Raw genomic sequence first — 20,012 nt, 5'->3', positions numbered from 1 at the left:
CTGTCCGCTTCGGCCTCGCGGCCTGAGCGAAGGGACGCCTCGTCGCACATCGACGAGAGCAAGGAAGCCGCGCATGAGACCGCGCACCCGAACCCGAACCCGATTCCTCACCTCGAGCGCGGCAGTCACCACGGCCGTCGCACTCGCGCTCGCCGGCACCGTCGTCCCCACGGCCGCCAACGCCGCCGTCGCGGGCGAACCGCTCATCCATTACTCGTTCGACACGGCAGACGGCACGACGATCGCCGACTCGAGCGGCAACGGCCACAACGCAACGCTGCGCCAGAGCGGCGGATCCGTCGCCGACGGAAGCCTGTCGCTCCCCGGTGGCGCGCGCGGCACCGCGGCCTATGTCGAAGTTCCCAGCGCCCCCCTCGCGGGCAAGAAGGACCTCACGATCTCGACGTGGCTCTCGCCGCGCACGGGCCCCGCGAACACCGCTGCGGCGTTCATCGGCATCCAGCCCGCGAGCGGCAACATCCCGCCCGAGTACTGGCTCCTCAACCCGTCGAACCCGAGCGGGTACGTCAAGTCCGTCGTCACGAACTCGGTCAGCGCGGGCTCTCCCTGGACCACCGAAGTGGGCGCGGGAGGGACGAACTCCGCCACGGTCGGCGCACGGACGCCGGCCGGACTGAACCTCTACACGACGGTCATCAACGGAACGACCGGCCAGTTGACGACGTACATCAACGGTGCACAGATCGCTCAGACCGCGATCGCGCGCAGCGTCGCCGACTTCCAGGGCACCCTCGTGGCGAGCCTCGGCCGCTCGGTCTACAACGACACGAGCTGGAGCGGCCTCATCGACGACTTCGCCGTGTACGACACCGCTCTGAGCGCGACCGACATCCAGTCGCTCTACGCGGGTCAGGCACTCGACCGCGCCGTCGCCGCCGTGTCGGTGCCGTCGACCGCGACCGCGAACTTCTCGGTTCCCGTCACGAGCGCCGGCGCAGCCGTCTCGTGGGCATCCGACAACGCGGCGATCTCGGTCTCCGGCACGACCGCGGCGGTCACCCGCCCGGCTGCCGGCGCAGGGGATGCCACCGTGACGCTGACCGCGACGTTCACCGTCGGGGCCGAGAGCCGCACGCAGACCTACACCGTCGTCGTGCCGCAGCAGCTCACGGATGCCGAAGAGGTCGAACGGGACCTCGCGGCGATCGAGATCATGAACCTCGACAACATCCGCACCAACTTCTCGGTGCCGGCTGTCGGAGCACTCGGGTCGACGATCACCTGGACGGTCGCCGCGGCGGGGTCCGACTACGCGTCGCTCCGCACCGGCGTTCGCGAGAACGCGCGCACCGTGGACATCGAGCGTCCCGCCGCCGGTTCGGAGCCGGTCACGGTCGAACTCACGGCGACCGCCGCGAACGGGGCAGCCTCGGGCAGCCGGACGTTCTCGGCGCGGATCCAGCCCATGCCGGGTGGCACCGACAAGACGGAGGCGTACTTCTGGACGTTCTTCACCGGTGAGGGCGACGGAGCCGAGCGCGTCAGCATCGCGGCATCCAAGGGCAACGACGCTCTCAGCTGGAACACGCTGAACGCAGGACAGCCCATCTTCACCTCGACGGTCGGCACGGAGGGTCTTCGCGACCCGTACATCATCCGCGCACCCGAAGGCGACAAGTTCTACATGATCGCCACCGACCTGAAGGTCGCGGGGCTCGCCGGCGGGTTCACGACGGCGCAGATCTCGGGCTCGAAGTACATCGAGGTGTGGGAGTCGGACGACCTCGTCACGTGGTCTGAGCAGCGTCACGTCAAGGTCTCGAGCGACTTCGCGGGCAACACGTGGGCTCCCGAGGCGTTCTGGAGCGACGAGCTGGACACGTTCGTGGTCTTCTGGGCCTCGAACCTCTACCCGACCACCAACGCGGCAGACCGCACGGCCGTCACGTACAACCGCATGATGTACGCGACGACCGACGACTTCGTGACCTTCTCGGACCCGCAGATCTGGATCGACGTGCGTCGCGGAGCAGGCCTCGGCCTGATCGACTCGACGGTCGCAGAGGTCGACGGCGTCTACCACCGCTTCACGAAGGACGAGGCGAGCATGACGATCCGTCACGAGAAGTCGACCGACCTGCTCGCGACCATCACGGGCACCCTGCCCGGGGCGACCGGCGCAGCCGACCAGTGGACGCTCGTCAAGGATCGGGTCGCGAGCGGCCTTCCCAACGGCGAGCCGGGCGGAACCTTCACGAGCGGTGAGGGTGCCAACATCTTCGCCGCGAACGAAGGCGACGTGAACGGGCTCGACTGGTTCCTCTTCATCGACCAGCCGAACTACCACGGCGGCCCGAACTACTACATCCCGTTCGGGACGAACAACATCAACGACGGCAACGCCTGGCAGCCGGTGGGTGCGAAGCTCCGTCAGGGACTCCCGCAGAACGCCGACGGAGGAAAGCCGCGCCACGGCACGGTGATCCCCGTCACGCGTGCCGAGTACCAGAAGGTTCTCGAGGCGTACGCGCCGTCGATCGCCGTGGCCTCGGTCGGGGCGATGGACGTCACGACGGATGCCGGTGTCGCACCGGTGCTGCCGAAGGCCGCACTCACGAAGGCGGACGGCTCGCAGCAGACGGTCGACGTCCTCTGGGAGGACGTGGATCCGTCGAGCTACGCCGAAGCGGGAACGTTCACCGTCTCGGGCATCGCTCAGGACGACTCGCGCATGCCCGTCGAGGCGACGGTCACGGTCGAGGCCGCGATCGAGGTCGAGGTGACCACCGAGACGCGCTGCCTCGCCGGCAAGGTCGTCCTGGTCGCGAAGATCACGAATGGCGGGGCGGATGCCGCGCAGGTCGAGGTCGAGACGGCCTTCGGCACGAAGTCCGCGACGATCGCCGCCGGAAAGTCGGCCTCGTACGCCTTCACGACCCGCGCAGCGAGCATCGCCGGCGGACAGGTCGTCGTCGACGTCACGTCGGGCGACGCGACCGGCACCGTCAGCGCCGCCTACACGGCGCGCTCGTGCGGCTGATCGATCGGATGCCGCGGGCCTGACGCCCGCGACAGCTCAGGGCCCCGGTGGATTCCTCCGCCGGGGCCCTTCCGCATCCCGGCACCCCGGCACCCCGGCATCCCTCGGCCCCGGCAGCCCTCCCCCGCATCCCGTCCCCCCTCCCGGCGCCCCGCTCGCCCCGGAGCCCCGCTCGCCCCGCTCGCCTCGAGAGCTCTCGTCCCCGCCGCGAGACTGCATCCTCCGGCCGAGACAGCACCGTCGGAGCGCAGTCTCGTCCGGAAGGTGCAGTCTCACGGACCAGGGCGTCGCGACGCGCGGGCGCGGCAGCGCGCATGGCAGGCGCGAGAGCACGCGGAAGGGCCCGCAGTCCGAAGACCACGGGCCCTTCCGAGGGACGCGTCAGCGGCAGCTGTGCGCGTCGTACTCCACCGTGCCGGCGTAGCCGAGCTCACCAGCGGTACCGGTCACCTCGACCTCGCCCGCACCGATGCTCGGAGCGCGCGACGCGAACGCCACCGACACCGTCCGACCCGCCGCGACAGCCGCGTAGGTCTTCGACCCGTACGGCGTATCGATCTCCACCATCGCCGCGACATCATCCGCATTCTTCACCGAAACCGCGACATACGCCTTCCCGGCGATGCAACGCTGCGTGACCGTCGGCTCCAGATCCAGCGCCTCGGCACTGAGCGTCGGGAGCTCGATCGTCACGTACTCCTCGACGTTGCCCGCGGCATCCTGAGCCTGCACGTGCACGTATCGCGGCGCTTCGGTCAGCTGGACCGAGAACGGTTCCTCGTACGTCGCATACATGTTGTTGAGCTCACCGGTCGGCGAGGCATCGGGACCGTCCGACCACACCGTCCGCGTGACGCCCGAGCCGGGCTCCGCATCGGTCGGCGTGAGGGTGACGGTGACGGACGTGCCGTCCACGACGACCCAGTCGACACCGGTCTCGGGTGCCATCGTGTCGACCTTGATGGTCTCGGATGCTTCGCCGACGGCATCGTCTTCGCTCGTCGCCCGCGCCATGACGCTGACCTCGCCCTGTGCCGATACGACGAACGGTTCCGTGTATGCCGCCCAGGTCTCGCCGTCGAGGCTGTACTCGATCCCGACGACGGGGCTCGCGGTCGGCTCCGCCGTGATCGTCACGGTCGGAGCGGTCGTGTACCACCCGCTCCCCTGCGGCGCGGCGTCGAACGAGACCGACACGATCGGCTTCGTCTGATCGAGCGGCTCGACGACGAAGACCGTCGCGACAGCTCCCGGTTCATAGCCGTCGACGGCCCCCTCGACATCGAAGATCGCATCGATATCCGCGTAGGCAGACGGTGCGACGGCATCCCACTCCACGTCGACGCCGCTGCTCGCCGTGCCGTCCTCGAATGTCGCGCGGACGGTGTCGGGAAGCACCGGCTCGACGCCGGGAGTCGTGATGGTCGCTGTGTAGTCGACGCTCTCGATCGCGGTCGACAGCGTGTCGGCGACGAACACCGTTGCGCTCACCGTCTGTCCGTCGTAGCCGGCGGGATCGCCGACGACTTCGAACTGTCCCGGCGACGCGTAGCTCGCGGGCGCGACACCGGCCCACTCGACATCGACGTAGCGCAGCGGACCGTTCTCGCCGATCACCCAGACATTGCCGGGGAGCATCGGAGCGGTGCCCGTGACGGTGCGCACGGCCACGGCCTGTGCGTCGATGAAGGCGTTCGGGTCCTCGGGCTCAGGCTCCTCGATCGGTGCGTTGACGCCCCAGACCTCCCACTCGATGACGCTCGTGGCTTTGCGCTGACTCTGGAACACGACGCGATCCAGAGTGAGGCGGACCGCCGTCGTCGTGACGGCATCGAAGTCCGCCTGCACGACGGGAAGCGACGCGATGGGCGCTGCGGTGTCGAGCACGGGCAGCGGATACGTCAGGTCCGCGCCCGTGACCGGGGCCCACTCGCCCGCGGTGGTGCGGTACTCGACCTTCCACGCCGACGGGATCATGACACCGGAATCGCCGCCCGGGGTCAAGTGGTTCTGCCACAAGTACAGCTTCGAGGAGCTCACCGTGACGGGCTGCTCCCACGTGTACGTGGCGGTGTCCTGCGTCGGATTGCCCGGCGCACCCCACGTTCCCCACATCGCCGAGAGCGTGTTCGTCGGCCCGACGACGCCGTTGTTCAGCGCCGCGGCCGAGTTCCACGCCGGGACATAGCTGACCTCCGTCGTGGGGGCGTTCTCACCGGATGCCAGTGCGACGTTGATCGGCTCGTCGACGGCGCCGGCAGGCAGGGCGATCGCCCCCGTGACGGCGAGCGCGACGGCTGCGACCACGGCAACGGCGGCTCTCCTCACACGGGATCCACCGTTCGTTCGCGTGGGCATGGCCTTCTCCTGAGTCATCGACATGTCAGTTGCTCCCATCGATCGGCGCCCGACCGGCGGCGAGGAGGATCTTCTGGCGGTTGCGCGCCGTGAGGAGTCCGGCCGCCACGTAGGAGGCGGTGACCTGCCCCACGACACCCAGGAACGCCGACCGGCTCGCGAAGGGCGCGTGGTCCCAGACCTCGTCGAGAAGCGTCTTCCCGGATCGCCGCGGGTTCGCGACCCCGGCGTCCGCGCCCGCGAAGGTGACCGAGGGTTCGGTGCGCTGGAAGTACATGTGGTACCCGACGTCTCGCCCGTTGTACGCGGGCTCGTAGGACTGCGACCCGATCGTGAAGACGTTCGCGGGCGTCTTCGCGATGCCGCGCGACACGTTGCCGCTCAGGTTGAGCCGGTCCGCGAGCGACACCTTGAGGTAGCTCGTGGACGAGCTCGTCGCCGTCAGGACGACGGGTCCGTACAGGAGCGCCTGGATGTCCGGGCGATCGATCGCCGACTCGACGCGCACGGCGAGCGGGATGCGCACCGTGATCGTGTCGCCGGTGGACCAGTCGCGCGTGACGGCGGCATAGGTTCCCGGCTCGATGTCGACGTCCGCGGCGGCGCCGTTGACCTCGATCTCGACGCCGGATGACCACGACGGCACGCGCAGGTGCACCGTGAGCGGACCGGAGGGTGCCGTGCGGACGGTGAGCGTCGACGTGTCCGACTCGGGGTAGGACGACACCTGCTCGAGCACGAGCCCCGTCTCCTCCCAGTCGAGGGTCGACGCGATGTACAGGTTCACGTACAGCTCCGTCTGGTCGGCCGACCGAAAGTAGATGCCCTCCTGGTACTTGACGTGGCTCTCGAGCCCCGTGCCGCCGCAACACGTGCCGATGTTGCCGTTCCCGTACTCCTTGCGCGCCCCCGGCTGGACCGGGAACATGTACAGGTTCTCGGGTCCCGACGTCGATTCCTGATTGCGGCGCCCGCCGAGGATGTGGTTGAGCACCGTCCGCTCGAAGTAGTCCATGTACTTCGGGTTCTGCTCGTTGAAGAAGAGCTGACTCGCCACCTTGAGCATGTTGTACGCCGCGCAGGACTCGGCGTTCCGTGGACCGATATCGCCCGCGACGGTGTTCGGCGGACCCCAGAGCTCTCCCTCGCCCGTCCCGCCGTGAGCGTACGAGCGGCCGGGCACGACCATGTCGAAGAAGCCCTTCGAGGCGTCGAGGAAGTGCTCGTCGCCTGTCTCGGCCGCGAGCTTGATGTAACCCGGGAACTGCGGGATGTGCTGGTTCGCGTGCTTGCCGTTGAGCGTGTCCGTTCCCGCGGCGCACGCGTCGACGAGCGTGTGCAGCGTGAACAGGTGCGCGGCGTCGAGGAACTCGCGCTTCGCGGTATCGCTCGAGCGCCAGTAGAGCTCGACGAGCACTTCGTTCATGCCCCCGTACTCGCCGGCGATGTAGGAGCCCCACATGCGCGCGAGCTGCGCCGACGTGCAGGTCGAGAGGCGGCTGTACACCCAGTGCCCGATGCCCTCGGCGAGCGCGAGCGCCTTCGTGTTCCCGGCGAGCGCGTGCGCGTCGAGAAGGCCCGCGAGGATCTTGTGCAGTGTGTAGTACGGCGCCCAGATCTCGCCGTAGGGCGCGAACTCCTCGAGCGCCGAGAACTGCCACTCGCCGTAGGCCGAGAGGAATCCCGGATGCGAATAGCGCGGTGCCCCCTCGTACTCCTGGGCGGCGAGCGCCGCACGGCACTCCTCCAGCCCGTCGACGATCGCGTTGACCTTGTTGAGGAGCGCGACCTCGCCCGTCGAGGCATACGCCATCGACACACCGCTGAGGAAGTGGCCGCCGTAGTGCCCGCGGAGGCATCCTCCCGCGCCCGCGGTGTTCTGGCCGCGCACGTACTCGCGCGGCCCCCAGCGCTGCAGGTCGGGGTTGGGACCGTACTCCTCCCAACCGCCGGGGGGAGTCGCTCCGTTGGTGGACAGACCCGCGTTGCGCCGGAACACCGCGAGGATCTTGTCGACGGAGTAAGCGCGGTAGAGCACGAGGTGCTGTTCGAGCGCGCGTGTGAAGACGCTCTGGCCCAGCTTCACCGACGACAGGGGGAAGGGCTGTACGCTCCACGCCTCCGGGTAGACGACGGTCTGGGAGGCGCGGACGGCGAGCGCGGAGTTCGTCGGCCCGGCGACGCGGAAGGCTGCTCCCGCCGCCTGCGCGCCGCGCGGGTCGAGGACGCTCGCCGCGGCGACGGCGCCCGCGAGCGCCAGTCCGCCGCCGAGCACTCTGCGACGGCTGAGGCCTGACATGGTCTCTTCGGTCATCGTTGATCCTTTCGATTCATGGTCGGTGACGTGCGCGCGCGCGGTCAGCAGGTGCGGGCGTCATACGGCACGACGTACTCTCGGGTGACGGTCTCGCCGTCCACGACGGCGGTGACCACGGCGGTCACCTCACCGCCGGCCATGGTTGCCGTGCGCGTCGTGAAGGCGTTGCTGGAGCGCGCATCCGCGGCGATGCCCGTGACGGTCTTCGTGCCGTAGGGCGTGCGCAGCTCCACCGTGACGGGCGTCTCGCCGTTGTTCGCCGCAGTCGTCACGAGGACGACCTTCGATGCGACGCAGCGGGTCGACACGGTCACGTCGACGTCGATCGCGGGGGCAGCCTCGGCGGCCCACGCTTCGAACTCGAGGATGCCGCTGGATCCGCCGGCGCTGGCCGCACCCCACGCCTGCATGACGGCACGGAGCTTCGTCGTCGTCACGGGAGCGAATGCGACCTCGTTGATCGCCGTCGACGACCGGCCGTAGGCACCGCTCGCCTCGACGTCGCGCCATTGACCGCTCGAGAGGTCGACGTACTGCAGCTTCCACTCTCGCGGCGGGATGACCCCCACGTTGGCAGAGTCCGCAGAGTCGCGGAAGAACAGGATGCCGGCACGGTCGACCGTCACGATGCGATCCCATTCGAGCTGCACCCACTGCTCGCCGACGTTCGGCCAGGTCCCCCACGAGGCGCCCGTGAGCGCGCCGTCGTTGACGGCCGTGACGCTGTTCCACGATGACGTGTACGACGCGGTCGCCGTCGCGATAGGGGCGATGTTGCCCGAGAGCGGAGCGTCGGGAGAGAGCGGAACCGTCACGGTTGCGAGGCTCGACACGTTGCCCGCGGCGTCTTTCGCCCGGAGGTACACGGTGCGCCGTTCGTCGTCGATCTGGACGGGCGCGCTGTACGCGGCCCACCCGGTCGGGGCGTCGATCGCGTACTCGATGGAAGCGACACCCGAACCGGCATCCGCCGCAGCGGCACTGACGGTTCGCGCGTCGACGTCGAGCGTTCCGCTCACCGTCGGCGCGGTCGCATCGATGCGGACGGTCGTCGACCCCTCGGGTGACGTGTTGCCCGCGGCATCCGTCGCACGAGCGCGGACGACATGCTGCCCGTCCGTCGAGACGGTCGTTTCGGCGAAGCGGGCGTTGGCGTTCTGCTGCCACTCCCCCTCACCGACGGCGAGGTCGATGCGGGTGCGCAGGTCGCGGTCGTCCATCGCCGTCGCACGGACGGTCACGGGCGAGACGAACCAGCCGTTCGCTCCCGCAACGCCGTTCGCCGTGAGGGCGACCTCGGGAGCCGTCGTGTCGAGCGTCTCGCCGAACACCTCGAGCTCGCCGAGCCCGACGGTCGAGGATGCCGCGGCGGTCATGACGACACGGATGCCGGTGGCCTGCACGGCCTCGAACGAGACGGTGCTCGGCTCGCCGTTGCGGATCGGGAACTCCTCGACGCCTGCGACGTCGGTCCATTCGCCGTCGGTTCGGGTCTGCACCTTCCAGGCCTCGGGAAGGGTCGTGCCGGCACCTGTCCAGAAGTGGGCCGCGACGGCATCGACGAGAACAGTCTCGTCCCACGTGTAGCCCGCCCAGTGGGTGTCACCCTCGGTCGCCGACACCCACGACGGGTGCGCGGTTCCGCTGTAGACGATCTCACCGTCGTTGAGCGCCGCGAGAGACGATCCTGCAGCCGTCGAGTCGGCAGTCGCCGCACCCGCTTCGGCGAGGTTGACGCGCCACTGGTCGTCTCCGCGCACCGTCACGGATGCCGAGACGGTTCCCGCGGCATAGCCCTCGACGAATCCGCTCACCGTGAAGGTTCCTGCAGCGGCGTAATCGGCCGGGTCGACCTCGTCCCAGCGGACGGGGGCATCGATGGTGTCCTCGCCATAGGCGAGCGAGACCGTCTCGGGCAGATCGGGGGCGATCCCCTTGTCGGTCTCGATCTGGACGGCCCCGACGCTGTCGGGCTGCGCGGCGTGCACTTCCCACTCCTCGACGGCGAGCGCCGAGTACGACGGCGGGGTGGCGGCGTTCGGCGACGCGTTGAGGACGGCACGCAGGCGCGAGGTCGTGACAGCGTCGAAGGTCACCTCGTGGACAGCGGTCGTCGAGGTGGGATAGCCGCTCGCATTCGGAACGTCCTTCCACTCACCGGCATCCCAGTACTGCAGGACCCACGAGCTCGGGTTGGAGACGCCGTTGCCGGTGCCCGGGGCCGCATCGCGCCAGAACTTGATGCGCGCACTCTCGACGCGGACGGGGGCGTCCCACGTGTACTGGAGCCACTGCTGGGCGGGTCGGTTGGCCGTCCAGCTGCCCCACATGTCCGGCGGCAGCGGGTTGGGGCGGATGATCTCGTCGTTGAGCGCCTTGATCCAGTACTGCGTCGGGATGGGCTCGTTCGATGCCGAGGACGTCGCCCAGGGCGCGACGTTCGATCGGGGCGTCAGGTCGGCTTCCTTGATCGGCGTCGTCGTGACGGGAAGGATGCGGGCGGGTGTCTGCGTGTCGTCCCACTCGAGATGATCGATCGCCACCGAACGGCGGAAGTGGTTGCCGCCCACCGCATCAGCGGTGTGATATGCCAGGTACCACTCGCCCTGGAACTCGGCGATCGCGGGGTGGCTCGTCGTGGACGACACCGGCGCGAGGATCCGACCACGGAACGTCCACGGCCCCATGGGCGAGGATGCCGTCGAGTAGGCGATGCACGCGTGGTAGTTCGCCGGCGTGCACGTGCTCGTCGGCCCCGCATTGTTCGCGGCGTACGCGAGGTAATAGGTGTCGTTGCGCTCGAAGAGCCAGGCCGCTTCGAAGAAGCCGGTGACGCCGCTCGAGATCGACGTCGGCGACCCGATGAGGGTCTTCATGTCGCTCTGGAGCTCGATCGCCATGAGGCGTCCGAAGCTGCCCCAGTACATGTAGACGCGACCGTCGTCGACGAGGACGGTCGGATCGATGTTGTGGGCGTCGTTGCTCAGGATCCGCTGCGACACGATCGGCCCGCCCGCGTGGTCGGTCCAGGGACCGAGCGGGGTGTCGGACACGGCGACGCCGATGCCGAACTTGTCGGATGCCGTGCTCGCCGCCTCGTGGACCGGGACGTACCAGTAGAAGCGGCCGTCGGCGCCTTCCACGACCTGCCCCGCGTAGGCCCGACCCGGAGTCGCCCAAGCAAAGACGGCCTCGGGACGCATGAGGGACGGGTGGTGCTCCCACGAACCCCCGTCGACGTCGGTCGTCGAGAAGGCCTGCCACTCGTTCATGATGAAGTCGTTGGTGGTGGGCCCCGCCTCGTCGCGGCCCGCATGCAGATAGAGCGTGTCGTCGACGGCGAGCAGCGTCGGATCGGCGGAGTAGACGCTGCCGTCGCTGATGATCGGATTCTCGGTCGCGGCCATCGCGGGCGCCTGCGCCAGTGACGCGAGCAGAATCCCCGCTGCGACGGCGGCGATGCCGGACGTCAGTTTTCTCGGTTTCCAGACCACAGTGTCCCCTCCTCGGGGCGTGTCGCCGCGACGATGCGGCGGGGTGGATGAACGGATGGATGAAACAGATGGGGAGGAGGCGGCGACGCGATGACCGTCGCCGCCTCCTTGCCTACGGACTAGCCGCAGGACTTGGCCGCGTACTCGGCGTCCACCGTGGTGGAGCCGGAGTCCGCGGTCGAGGTCACGGAGACCTCACCGGCAGTGACCGAAGCGCTGCGCGTGGAGAAGGCGTAGCTGCTCTTCTTACCTGCCTGGACTGCGACGACCTGCTTGGTGCCGTAGTCCGTCGTGACGGCGAGCGTGACGGGTCCGTCGTGCTCGTTCGTCGGCGTGACGATCAGCTGGACCTTGCCCGCCACGCACCGCGTGCTCGTCGCGACCGAGAGCTTCGGTCCCGGAGCGACACCGTCGCCGACCGTCAGCGTGAGCGTCGTCGTCGTCGTGCCCGCCGTGCTCACGTACTCCGGGAGGACGAGGTCCCCGACGATCGTGTACACGCCGGGCGTGTTCACGACGGACTCGTCGAAGTTCCAGTCGACACCGATCGCACGGTTGTCGCGCGAGCCGTCGTTGTACGACACCGCAACCCGCTCGGGAAGCCACGGCTGTTCGCCGACCTCGACGGTCTGCTCGAACTGCTGCGCTCCCTGGATGGAGATACCGCCCTGCGAGTTCTCCGGCCGCACGTAGATCTGCGCCTGAGCGATCAGACCGTACGCCGTGTTCGTGCCGTAGACGACGAACGGTTCGACGTTGGTCTCGTCGACCTGATCGGCCGTGATCGCCTGCCACGTGAAGGGCACGGAGCCCCGCGTTCCGCTTGCGAACACGACGTCCAGCTCGGCGGGCAGTTCGGGGATCTCTCCCACGACCGTGCGGATGACGACGGGCGCATCCACCGACTCGACCGTCTCGCCGTTGACCCGCCACCGCAGCACACCCGTACCTCCGGGGTTGCCCTGCAGGCCCGTGATGCGGATGCGCAGCTGGCTCGCTTCGACCGGCTCGAACTCGAGGCGGTTGTAGGCGTTCCGGGTGAGCGCGGCGGCATAGGTCGAGCCGCCTGCGAGGGTCACGGGCGTCCAGCTCGTGCCGTCGTTGGAGTACTCGATCACGTAGCCGTCGCTGCGCGGCATCCGCGTGCCGCCGTTGTCGTCGTACCAGTAGATCTCCGTCGAGCTGACACGGACGGGCGACTGCCACGTGTAGCGCAGCCATGCCGCGTTCGCCTCGGACGTGCCGTTGAGGGTCTGGCCCCACGTGCCCCAGCCGTTCCCGGCCCCGGGGCTCGAGCTCGCCGGCGTCGTGGCCTCGTTCACGCGGTTCTGGTTCTCCCACGATGCGACGCCGCTCGACGAGATGGCCGCGATGGCGCCGTACTCGGCAGAGGTCGCCTTCTCGACGAGCTCGACCTCGACGTCGCGAGACGTCGTGAGCTCACCGTCGGTCGCCTCGAGGCGGAACACGTAGTCGCCGGCGACGGTACCCGTCACGGTCGTCCGCAGTGCGCCCGCGTCGGAGAAGATGACGCCTGCACCCTCGGGCGCCGACACCGTCGACCATCCGTAGGACAGAGTGCCGGACTCGGGGATGCCGTCATCTTCCACGGTGCCGATGAGGGTCGTCGAGACGTTTCCGTCGCTCGAGCGGTCCGCCCGCGCCGTCACCACCGGGGCGTCGTTGACGACCTCGGGAACCTCGCGGCCTGAATCGAAGACCTGGATCTCCGAGATGGCCGTCCAGAACGACGGGGTGTTCGTGAACGCGACGCGCACCTTGCTCGCAGTGACGGTCTCGAAGAGCGCCTCGTTGAACTTCGGGCCGGGGATCTTCGGCGCCTTGAAGGCGTCGGGCACGGTGACCCACTCGCCCGCCTCGTTCTGCACCTGGATCGAGTAGCCCTGCGGCTCGCGGTATCCACCCGCCTGACGATCGCTGACGAACCACACCTTCACGTTGTCGAACGACTGCGGCGAACCGAAGTCGAGATCCACGTAGCCGCTGTTCCCCTCCGTGCCGTAGTTACCCCAGTAGGGCTCGTTGACGGTCGTACCGTCCGTGACGGCGTCGAGCGACACGGGCCGCTCCGTCTCGGCGATGGCACCCGGCGCGAAGTTCATCTGGCCGCTGCCCCACCCGGGGGTGTGGAAGTTGCGCCACGGGGTCGGGCGCGCTCCCTGCTGGGTCGCCGACGACGACAGCTCGGCACCGGTCGCGAGGTTCGCGGCATCCTCTTCGAGGTCGATGCCCGCCGTCTTCAGGTACGACACGACGCGCTCGTCGCCGATCGGGGTGTCGACGGCCGCGGGCACGTCTGCACCCTCGTCCGAGACGATCGCGACGTCGAGGCCCTCGTCGGACTCGACGATCGCGTTGCTCGCCGGATCGTAGACGAACCGGCCGAGGCCGTTGGCCGTAGCCTTGCGCTCACCGTCGATGAAGAGGCTGTAACCAGCGCCGAGACCGTACTCCGAGCCGTCCCGATCCCAGACGATCGTGAGGTCCTTGCCGTGGTAGCGCAGGTTGTTGACCATGAAGTTGTCGTAGCCGAGGTCGATGGGCCACAGCTCGATCTTGTCGTCCGCGCGGGGACGCATACCGCCCATGTCCTCCACGTAGATGTAGTTCATGTTGCCGAGCATCACGTGGTTCGGGTTGTTGCGGTTGAACGTCTTCGTCGTGGGGTTCCAGTTCGAGTAGTACTCGGACTGGTTCGCGACGCGCGCATCGCCGTTGGGGTAGATGCTCCACGCCATCCAGTCGAGGAGCTTCGCGGCGTACTCCGGAGTGATGTACTTCTGCTCCGGGTCGTAGTCGCGAAGCGCCGCCCGCACGGCGCGATACTGCACCGTGAAGTTGATGTTCGAGAAGTTGTTCGACCCGCCGATCCCGAATTTCGCGCGGTCGTACTGGTTCGCGGTATAGAAGGGGAAGATCGGGAAGTTGTCGCCGTAGCGGAGGAAACGGAAGCCGTCGACGTAGGTCTCGGCATCCTCCTTGGGGATGAGTCCCTCGGAGTAGATGTCGTAGAGATTCGACTCCTTCGCGGGGATGAGGTCGCGCTCGGCGGCGCTCAGCGGGTTCGTTCCCGAGCCCGACGACGCGGCAGCCTGGGCGCCGTGCGACGTGCCCGCGAGGAACATCCGCATCTCCTCGCTCCACAGGCGATCGAGGACAGCGGTCTGGATCTCGTCCGCCGCCGTCTGCATCTCGGCGACCTTCGCCTCATCGGCTCCGGCCTGCTCGTAGAGCTTCGCGGCCGCGTCGAACGCGCCCCACACGTACGCCGACTCGGGACGCTCGATGGTCCGTGCGCCCGGTGCCGAGGCGTTGACGCGCGGGTAGCCGAACGTGATGGCATCCGAGTCATTGCCGGGCATGTAGTTGGTGTCGTACGCGATGAGCTTGTCGTCGTTGCCGTCGTAGTGCTCGAGCTGGCCGACGCCGTCGCCTTCGAAGTACGAGGCGAACCGCTCCGCGATCTCGGGACCGCCGCCGTAGACGTTGTAGGCCTCGAGACCCGCTGTGCCGAGGTACTGCGAGTAGTGGTTGTTCCAGCTCGTGTGACCCGGGCTGTCGAGGAAGGCCGACGATCCCGAGAGCTCGCCGACGTTGAGGATCTGGCCGTACGCGAGGTAGGGGTTCCGGATCCACTTCGTGTCCTGCAGGTGCATCGGCTGCGTCAGCACGACCGAGTTCTGGTACAGGTTCACGCCCTCGATCGTCGTCGGGTACTGGTAGACGTAGCCGGATTCGTTCGTGTCGAGCGAGTTGTACCGCTCGCCCCACCAGCGGTAGACGATCGCCTTCTCGATGGCCGGGTCGGGCACATCGATGTAGGGGATGTCCTGCGCCCAGCGGCGGTTGAAGTCGGTCACGCCGGTGCGGAACGCCTCCGCCGGGGTAAGGCCCGCGTACGTCTGGAGCTCCTCGGCACCGTCGGGCATCCCGTCGCTGTAGAGCGCGCCGACGACCGACAGCTCGACCGTCTCGCCCGCGGGGACCGTGATCTCGCGATCCAGGTTCGAACCCGAGCGGGTGAACCCGGGTGCCTTCAGCGCGATGTCGATCTGCGACCACGCCGTGTCGTTGAGCCCGTTGTTCGAGCCGCTCGTGATCGTGCGGCTGCCGATGAGCTCGTCTGCTCCGTCACCCGCGCCCGTCGCGAGCGGGGAGGACGCCCGCACCGTGAAGGTCTGTGCCGCGGAGCCGGGGTTCTGGAACGCGATCGTCGTCACGGCGACGTTGTCGTACGTGATGAACTTGCGCATGTCGGCGACGACGCCCGTCGAGCCGATCGTGTAGCGCGACGTCGCGTGGCTCGGAGCGTTGAAGCGCTGAGCGCCGACCTCCGAGACGGTCTGACCCGGCACGACGACCGAGTAGAACGATCCGAGGTTGTTCGGGCCGCCCGCGAACGCGGAGCCCGCGAAGCCCATGACGCCCCACGTGCTTCCGCCACGCATGTACAGCGAGCGACCGCGGGTCTGGAGCACGGCGTTGTTCGCCGTCCCCGTCACACCGAGGATGCGGTCGAGGTAGTAGTCGGTGCCGCCCGCCGCGAGGTCCTTCTCGAAGATGGCATCGTGCATGCTGTCCGCCGTCCAATCCACGCCCGTGGCAAGTTTCTGCTCGACTTCGGCGAGATTGGTGTACGTCGGATCACCGATGTCCATCGTGTCGGTCTCACCGTTCGTGTACACACCGATGTCGGATTCGTTGCCCGGGACGGGGGCTCCGAATGCACTCGTCGGCACGAATGTGAGTGTGGCTGCCGTCAGCGCGCAGATTGTCGCTGCAGCGGCCGCTCTTCTCCTGGTCATAGGCGTCATCGCCCATCCTCTCCATTGGGGGAACGGATGACTCGGCGGCACGGTACACAGGGGTCGGGTGGCCGGAAATTCGAGTCGGCGCCCAGTAAAGCAGTGACATAGCATCAGCGCAATGGTTTTCGGAGATTTCGTGTTACCGGTATCGAAACACAGTGCTCCGAAGCGAAACCCCTTGCGCACTCGAGCCCGCACGCGCTACGCGCTGCGCCGTGCCTCCTCGCGCAGCTCGGCATCTCTCCCCCGGCATCCCTCACCGCGGCGCCCCGCGCTGCGGCATCCCTCACCGCGGCATCCCGCCCCGCGGCGCCCTTCCCCGCGGCATACGCCCCACGCTCACTTGTCGCAAAGGGCGGGATGCTCGGAGGTCACGCCGCCATTCGAGACAAGCGAACGCCCGAGGAAGCAACCAACACCCGCGCACCGACCGAGGACCACCCGGCTCACTTGTCGCAAAAATGGCGGGATGCTTGGCGGTCACGCCGCCATTTGCGACGAGTGAGCGGGAGGGTCAGCGGCGAGGGATCGTCGAGCCGCGGATGACGAGACGCACGGGGAGGTGGTGGTTGCCCTGGCCGATGTCGACGCCGTCGATCGCATCGAAAACGCGCTGGGCGGCCTGCCGACCGAGCTGCTGGAGGTTCGCGTCGATGCTCGTGAGCTGCGGGCGCGAGTTGGTCGCGAGGACCTCCCAGTTGTCGTACCCGATGATCGCGAGGTCGTCGGGCACGCTGCGATTGAAGTCCCGCGCGGTGTCGAGAGCGCCGCGGGCGATCTGGTCGGAGCCGCAGAAGATCGCGTCGACATCGGGATGCCGCTCGAGCAGCATCGCTGCGGCCGCCCGCCCCCAGTGCTCCGTCCACTCCGAGAACATCGGTTCGCCGACGAGCTCGAGGCCCGCCGCGTCGAGTCCCGCGCGGGCGCCCGCGATGCGATCCTGCGCGGCGGCGTAGGCGGGATCGCCCGTGATGAGCGCGATCCGTCGGCGTCCGCACGAGATCAGGTGCTCCACCGCGAGGCGGCCGCCGGAGTAGTTGTCGGGGGTCAGCGAGAGGTCACGCGGATCGTCGGAGGGCGCGTAGGCGTAGACCACGGGGACGGGGAGCCCCTGCCCGAGGGAAGGTCGCGGGTCGGTCTGGCGCCCCACCACGATGATCCCGTCGACTCGACGGCTCAGCAGTGCGCGCAGATGGTGCTGCTCGCGGATGGCATCGCCGCGGGCATCGCACAGGAAGACGTTGATCTGCCCCGCACCGAAGGCATCCTCGGCACCCATCAGGATCGGGATCATGAAACGACCTTCGAGGTCGCTCGTGAGGAGGCCGACGGTTCCCGTGCGTCCGGCGAGGAGTCCCTTGGCCATCGCGTTCGGTGTGAACGACAGTTCCTCAGCCGCCTGCAGCACCCGTTGACGGGTCGCGACCGCGACGTCGCTTCGGTCGTTCAGCGCCTTCGACGCGGTTGCGATCGAGACGCCGGCACGCCGCGCGACATCGCTCAACGTTGCCGCTCGCGACGCGTTCTCGCTCGTTGCCACGACCCTCACCTCTCTCGGTGCTCAAACGTTATCGGAGACACTACTTGACGCTTGCTCACTTGCCACGATAACTTGCCCGAAATGGATTTCGCCGATTTCGGCATTCCAGCGCACCCCACTCGCAGCGATGCCGACCCGTCCAGCGACATCCGCTCGAAGAAGAGCCAGAGGAGACAGTTGCATGATCACCACCCGACGACGTGCCGCACTACGCGCGGCCACCGCATTCGTCACAGCGGGCGCCCTCATCGGCAGCCTCGCAGCCTGCGCCGGCGGCGGAGGAGACAGCCCCGCACCGGCCGAGTCGATTCCCGCTGAGGGCATCGACGACGGCTCGACGCTCACCCTGTGGACACGCGCGCCGCTCGAGCGTCAGGCGAAGCTCCTGGTCGAGGCCTACAACGACAGCCACGAGAACCAGGTCGAGCTGACGGTCGTTCCCAACGACGACTATGTCGCGAAGGTGGGAGCCGCTGCCGGCTCCGGCGGCCTCCCCGACCTGTTCGCCGCCGACATCGTCTACGTGCCCAACTGGGTGCAGCAGGGCCTGTTCACCGACATCACGGAGCAGATCGACGGCCTGGACTTCAAGGACACGATCAACAAGGGCCACCTCGCGGCGGGGACCTATGACGGCCAGGAGCACGTGCTTCCGTTCGTCCTGGACCTGTCGATGCTCATGTGGAACAAGGAGCTCTTCGCCGAGGCGGGCCTCGACCCCGAGAAGGCACCCGAGACCCTCGCCGAGTTCGCCGAGGCGGCGCAGGCCGTGCAGGATCTCGGCAAGCCGGGCGTCTCGGGAACATCCGCGGGACTCAACTGCGGCGGATGCCTCGTCTTCACGTGGTTCCCGAGCATCTGGGCATCGGGCGACCAGGTGATGAACGAGGACGGCACCGAGTCGCTTCTGGCATCCGACACGGCCAAAGAGGTCTACTCCACGTGGAAGGGCCTCTACGACGGCGGAGCGGTCGCACCCGGTTCGGCGGAAGAGACGGGCGCGACGTGGGTCGCCGGCTTCCAGGAGGGCAACGTCGGCATCATGCCGTACCCCGCGACCCTCCTCTCGGCGCTCGAGTTCGACGCGGGCGTCGCCGGCCTTCCCGGCGTCGATGGAGGTGTCTCGACGTTCGTCGGAGGAGACGGCATCGGCATCTCGAAGGACTCGGACCTCTCGGCCCAGGCGTGGAACTTCCTCGCGTGGATGATGTCGGACGAGGCGCAGGTGCAGGTGCTCGCGAAGGACGGCAACGCCGTCTCGCGCTCCGATCTCGCCAACAACGAATACGCCGCGGAGGACCCCCGTCTCGTCACGATCAACGAGGTCGCGAGCGAAGGCGACACTCCCGTCGCGCTGCAGTTCCAGCAGGCGTTCAACGCTCCCGGCAGCCCGTGGCTGACGCTCATCCGCGATGCCGTCATGGGCGACGCGGAGAACATCGACGCGGACAACGACGCCATCACGGACGTCCTCAGCCAGTGATCGATCCCCGGCGGGGGCGTGTCGGCATCCGACGCGCCCCCGCCGCATCCCACCCCTCATCTCGAAGGAGCGACGTGGCCCTCACGACCGCTACGCGGCGGGTACGCCCCCCGCGCCCCAGCCGGAGCCCGCTCGGCGGCCCGCTGCAGGGCTGGCTCTATGCCGCCCCGACCGCGCTGTTCGTCATCGCGCTGTTCCTCATCCCGCTCGTGCTCGTGCTGCAGATGTCGGGATCGGACTGGCCGCTCCTGCGCGGGAACATGGGATGGAACTTCCCCGAGAACTACGTCGACGCGGTCAACCACCGTCTCTTCTGGGATTCGATCCGCTTCACCCTGCTCTACACCGTCATCACGACGGTTCTCCTCATCGGCCTCGGCCTGGGGCTCGCACTCCTCGTGCAGGAGTCGACGAGGTGGAAGGGGTTCCTGCGGACGTCGTTCCTCGTTCCAAGCGCCCTCGGTCTCGCCTCCGCGTCGCTCCTCTTCTACGTGCTGTATTCCCCGTTCGCCGGCCCCTTCGCGGGCCTCATGGAGTCGTGGGGCATCACGTTCCTTGGTACCCCCGAAGGGGCGCTCTGGTCGACGGTCTTCCTCATCGTGTGGCGGTACGCGGGCTTCTACATGCTGCTCATGCTCGTCGGCCTCCAGGGCATCCCCGATGACGTCTTCGAGGCTGCCCGCATCGACGGCGCCTCCCGGTGGCAGACCTTCCGATACATCACCGTGCCGCTCCTGCGTCCGACCTTCGCATTGACGATCGTGCTGTGCGTCACGGGGTCGCTTCTCGCCTTCGACCAGTTCTACATCCTGACCAAGGGCGGGCCCGACAACAGCACCATGACGATCGTCCAGCTCATCTACAACGTCGCTTTCCAGGGGCAGAACAGCCTCGGAATCGCCGCCGCCCTGTCGGTCATCGTCCTGCTCGCGCTCATCGTCATCAACGTCGTGCAGTTGCGCGCCTTCCGCCGCCCCGAGGAGTCCTGAC

General features: G+C 68.2%; 8 protein-coding genes. 3 read left to right on the top strand and 5 right to left on the bottom strand.

The features are described from left to right. Nucleotides 1-73: 73 nt before the first annotated feature. Nucleotides 74-3,001: an immunoglobulin-like domain-containing protein gene (locus FBY39_RS06390; protein WP_160132985.1), complete on the top strand. Its 2,928-nt coding sequence runs from the start codon at nt 74-76 to the stop codon at nt 2,999-3,001. A 381-nt stretch (nt 3,002-3,382) separates the two neighbouring features. Here the strand turns inward: FBY39_RS06390 and FBY39_RS06385 are convergent, their stop codons facing one another. From FBY39_RS06385 to FBY39_RS06365, 5 genes are all read right to left on the bottom strand, one after another. Beyond that, on the bottom strand, nt 3,383-5,359 hold the full coding sequence (locus tag FBY39_RS06385; protein WP_222115666.1) for an OmpL47-type beta-barrel domain-containing protein: 1,977 nt from the start codon (nt 5,357-5,359) through the stop codon (nt 3,383-3,385). A 25-nt stretch (nt 5,360-5,384) separates the two neighbouring features. Next, nucleotides 5,385-7,673: a glycoside hydrolase family 127 protein gene (locus FBY39_RS06380; RefSeq protein ID WP_141931167.1), complete on the bottom strand. Its 2,289-nt coding sequence runs from the start codon at nt 7,671-7,673 to the stop codon at nt 5,385-5,387. Nucleotides 7,674-7,717: 44 nt separating this feature from the next. Next, the gene (locus FBY39_RS16390) at nt 7,718-11,170 is read right to left on the bottom strand and encodes a family 43 glycosylhydrolase (RefSeq protein ID WP_160132980.1); all 3,453 of its coding nucleotides are present in this window, start codon (nt 11,168-11,170) and stop codon (nt 7,718-7,720) included. A 119-nt stretch (nt 11,171-11,289) separates the two neighbouring features. After that, nucleotides 11,290-15,930 carry a discoidin domain-containing protein gene (locus tag FBY39_RS06370; protein WP_260837466.1) on the bottom strand — a complete coding sequence of 1,547 codons (4,641 nt, stop codon included), beginning with the start codon at nt 15,928-15,930 and terminating at the stop codon, nt 11,290-11,292. Between the two features lie 583 nt (nt 15,931-16,513). After that, nucleotides 16,514-17,539 carry a LacI family DNA-binding transcriptional regulator gene (locus FBY39_RS06365; RefSeq protein WP_141931164.1) on the bottom strand — a complete coding sequence of 342 codons (1,026 nt, stop codon included), beginning with the start codon at nt 17,537-17,539 and terminating at the stop codon, nt 16,514-16,516. Nucleotides 17,540-17,720: 181 nt separating this feature from the next. Between FBY39_RS06365 and FBY39_RS06360 the strand changes: the two genes are divergently transcribed. Both FBY39_RS06360 and FBY39_RS06355 read left to right on the top strand, forming a co-directional pair. Continuing rightward, a complete protein-coding gene (locus FBY39_RS06360; protein ID WP_141931162.1) occupies nt 17,721-19,022 on the top strand; it encodes a sugar ABC transporter substrate-binding protein in 1,302 nt (433 codons plus the stop codon). A 74-nt stretch (nt 19,023-19,096) separates the two neighbouring features. Further along, a complete protein-coding gene (locus tag FBY39_RS06355) occupies nt 19,097-20,011 on the top strand; it encodes a carbohydrate ABC transporter permease (protein ID WP_141931161.1) in 915 nt (304 codons plus the stop codon). The last annotated feature ends 1 nt before the right edge of the window (nt 20,012 follow it).

It is taken from the genome of Microbacterium sp. SLBN-146, from assembly GCF_006715145.1.
GTDB lineage: Bacteria > Actinomycetota > Actinomycetes > Actinomycetales > Microbacteriaceae > Microbacterium.
Note: the sequence above shows the minus strand (reverse complement) of the source record. Positions and strands in the feature narration are given on the sequence as shown.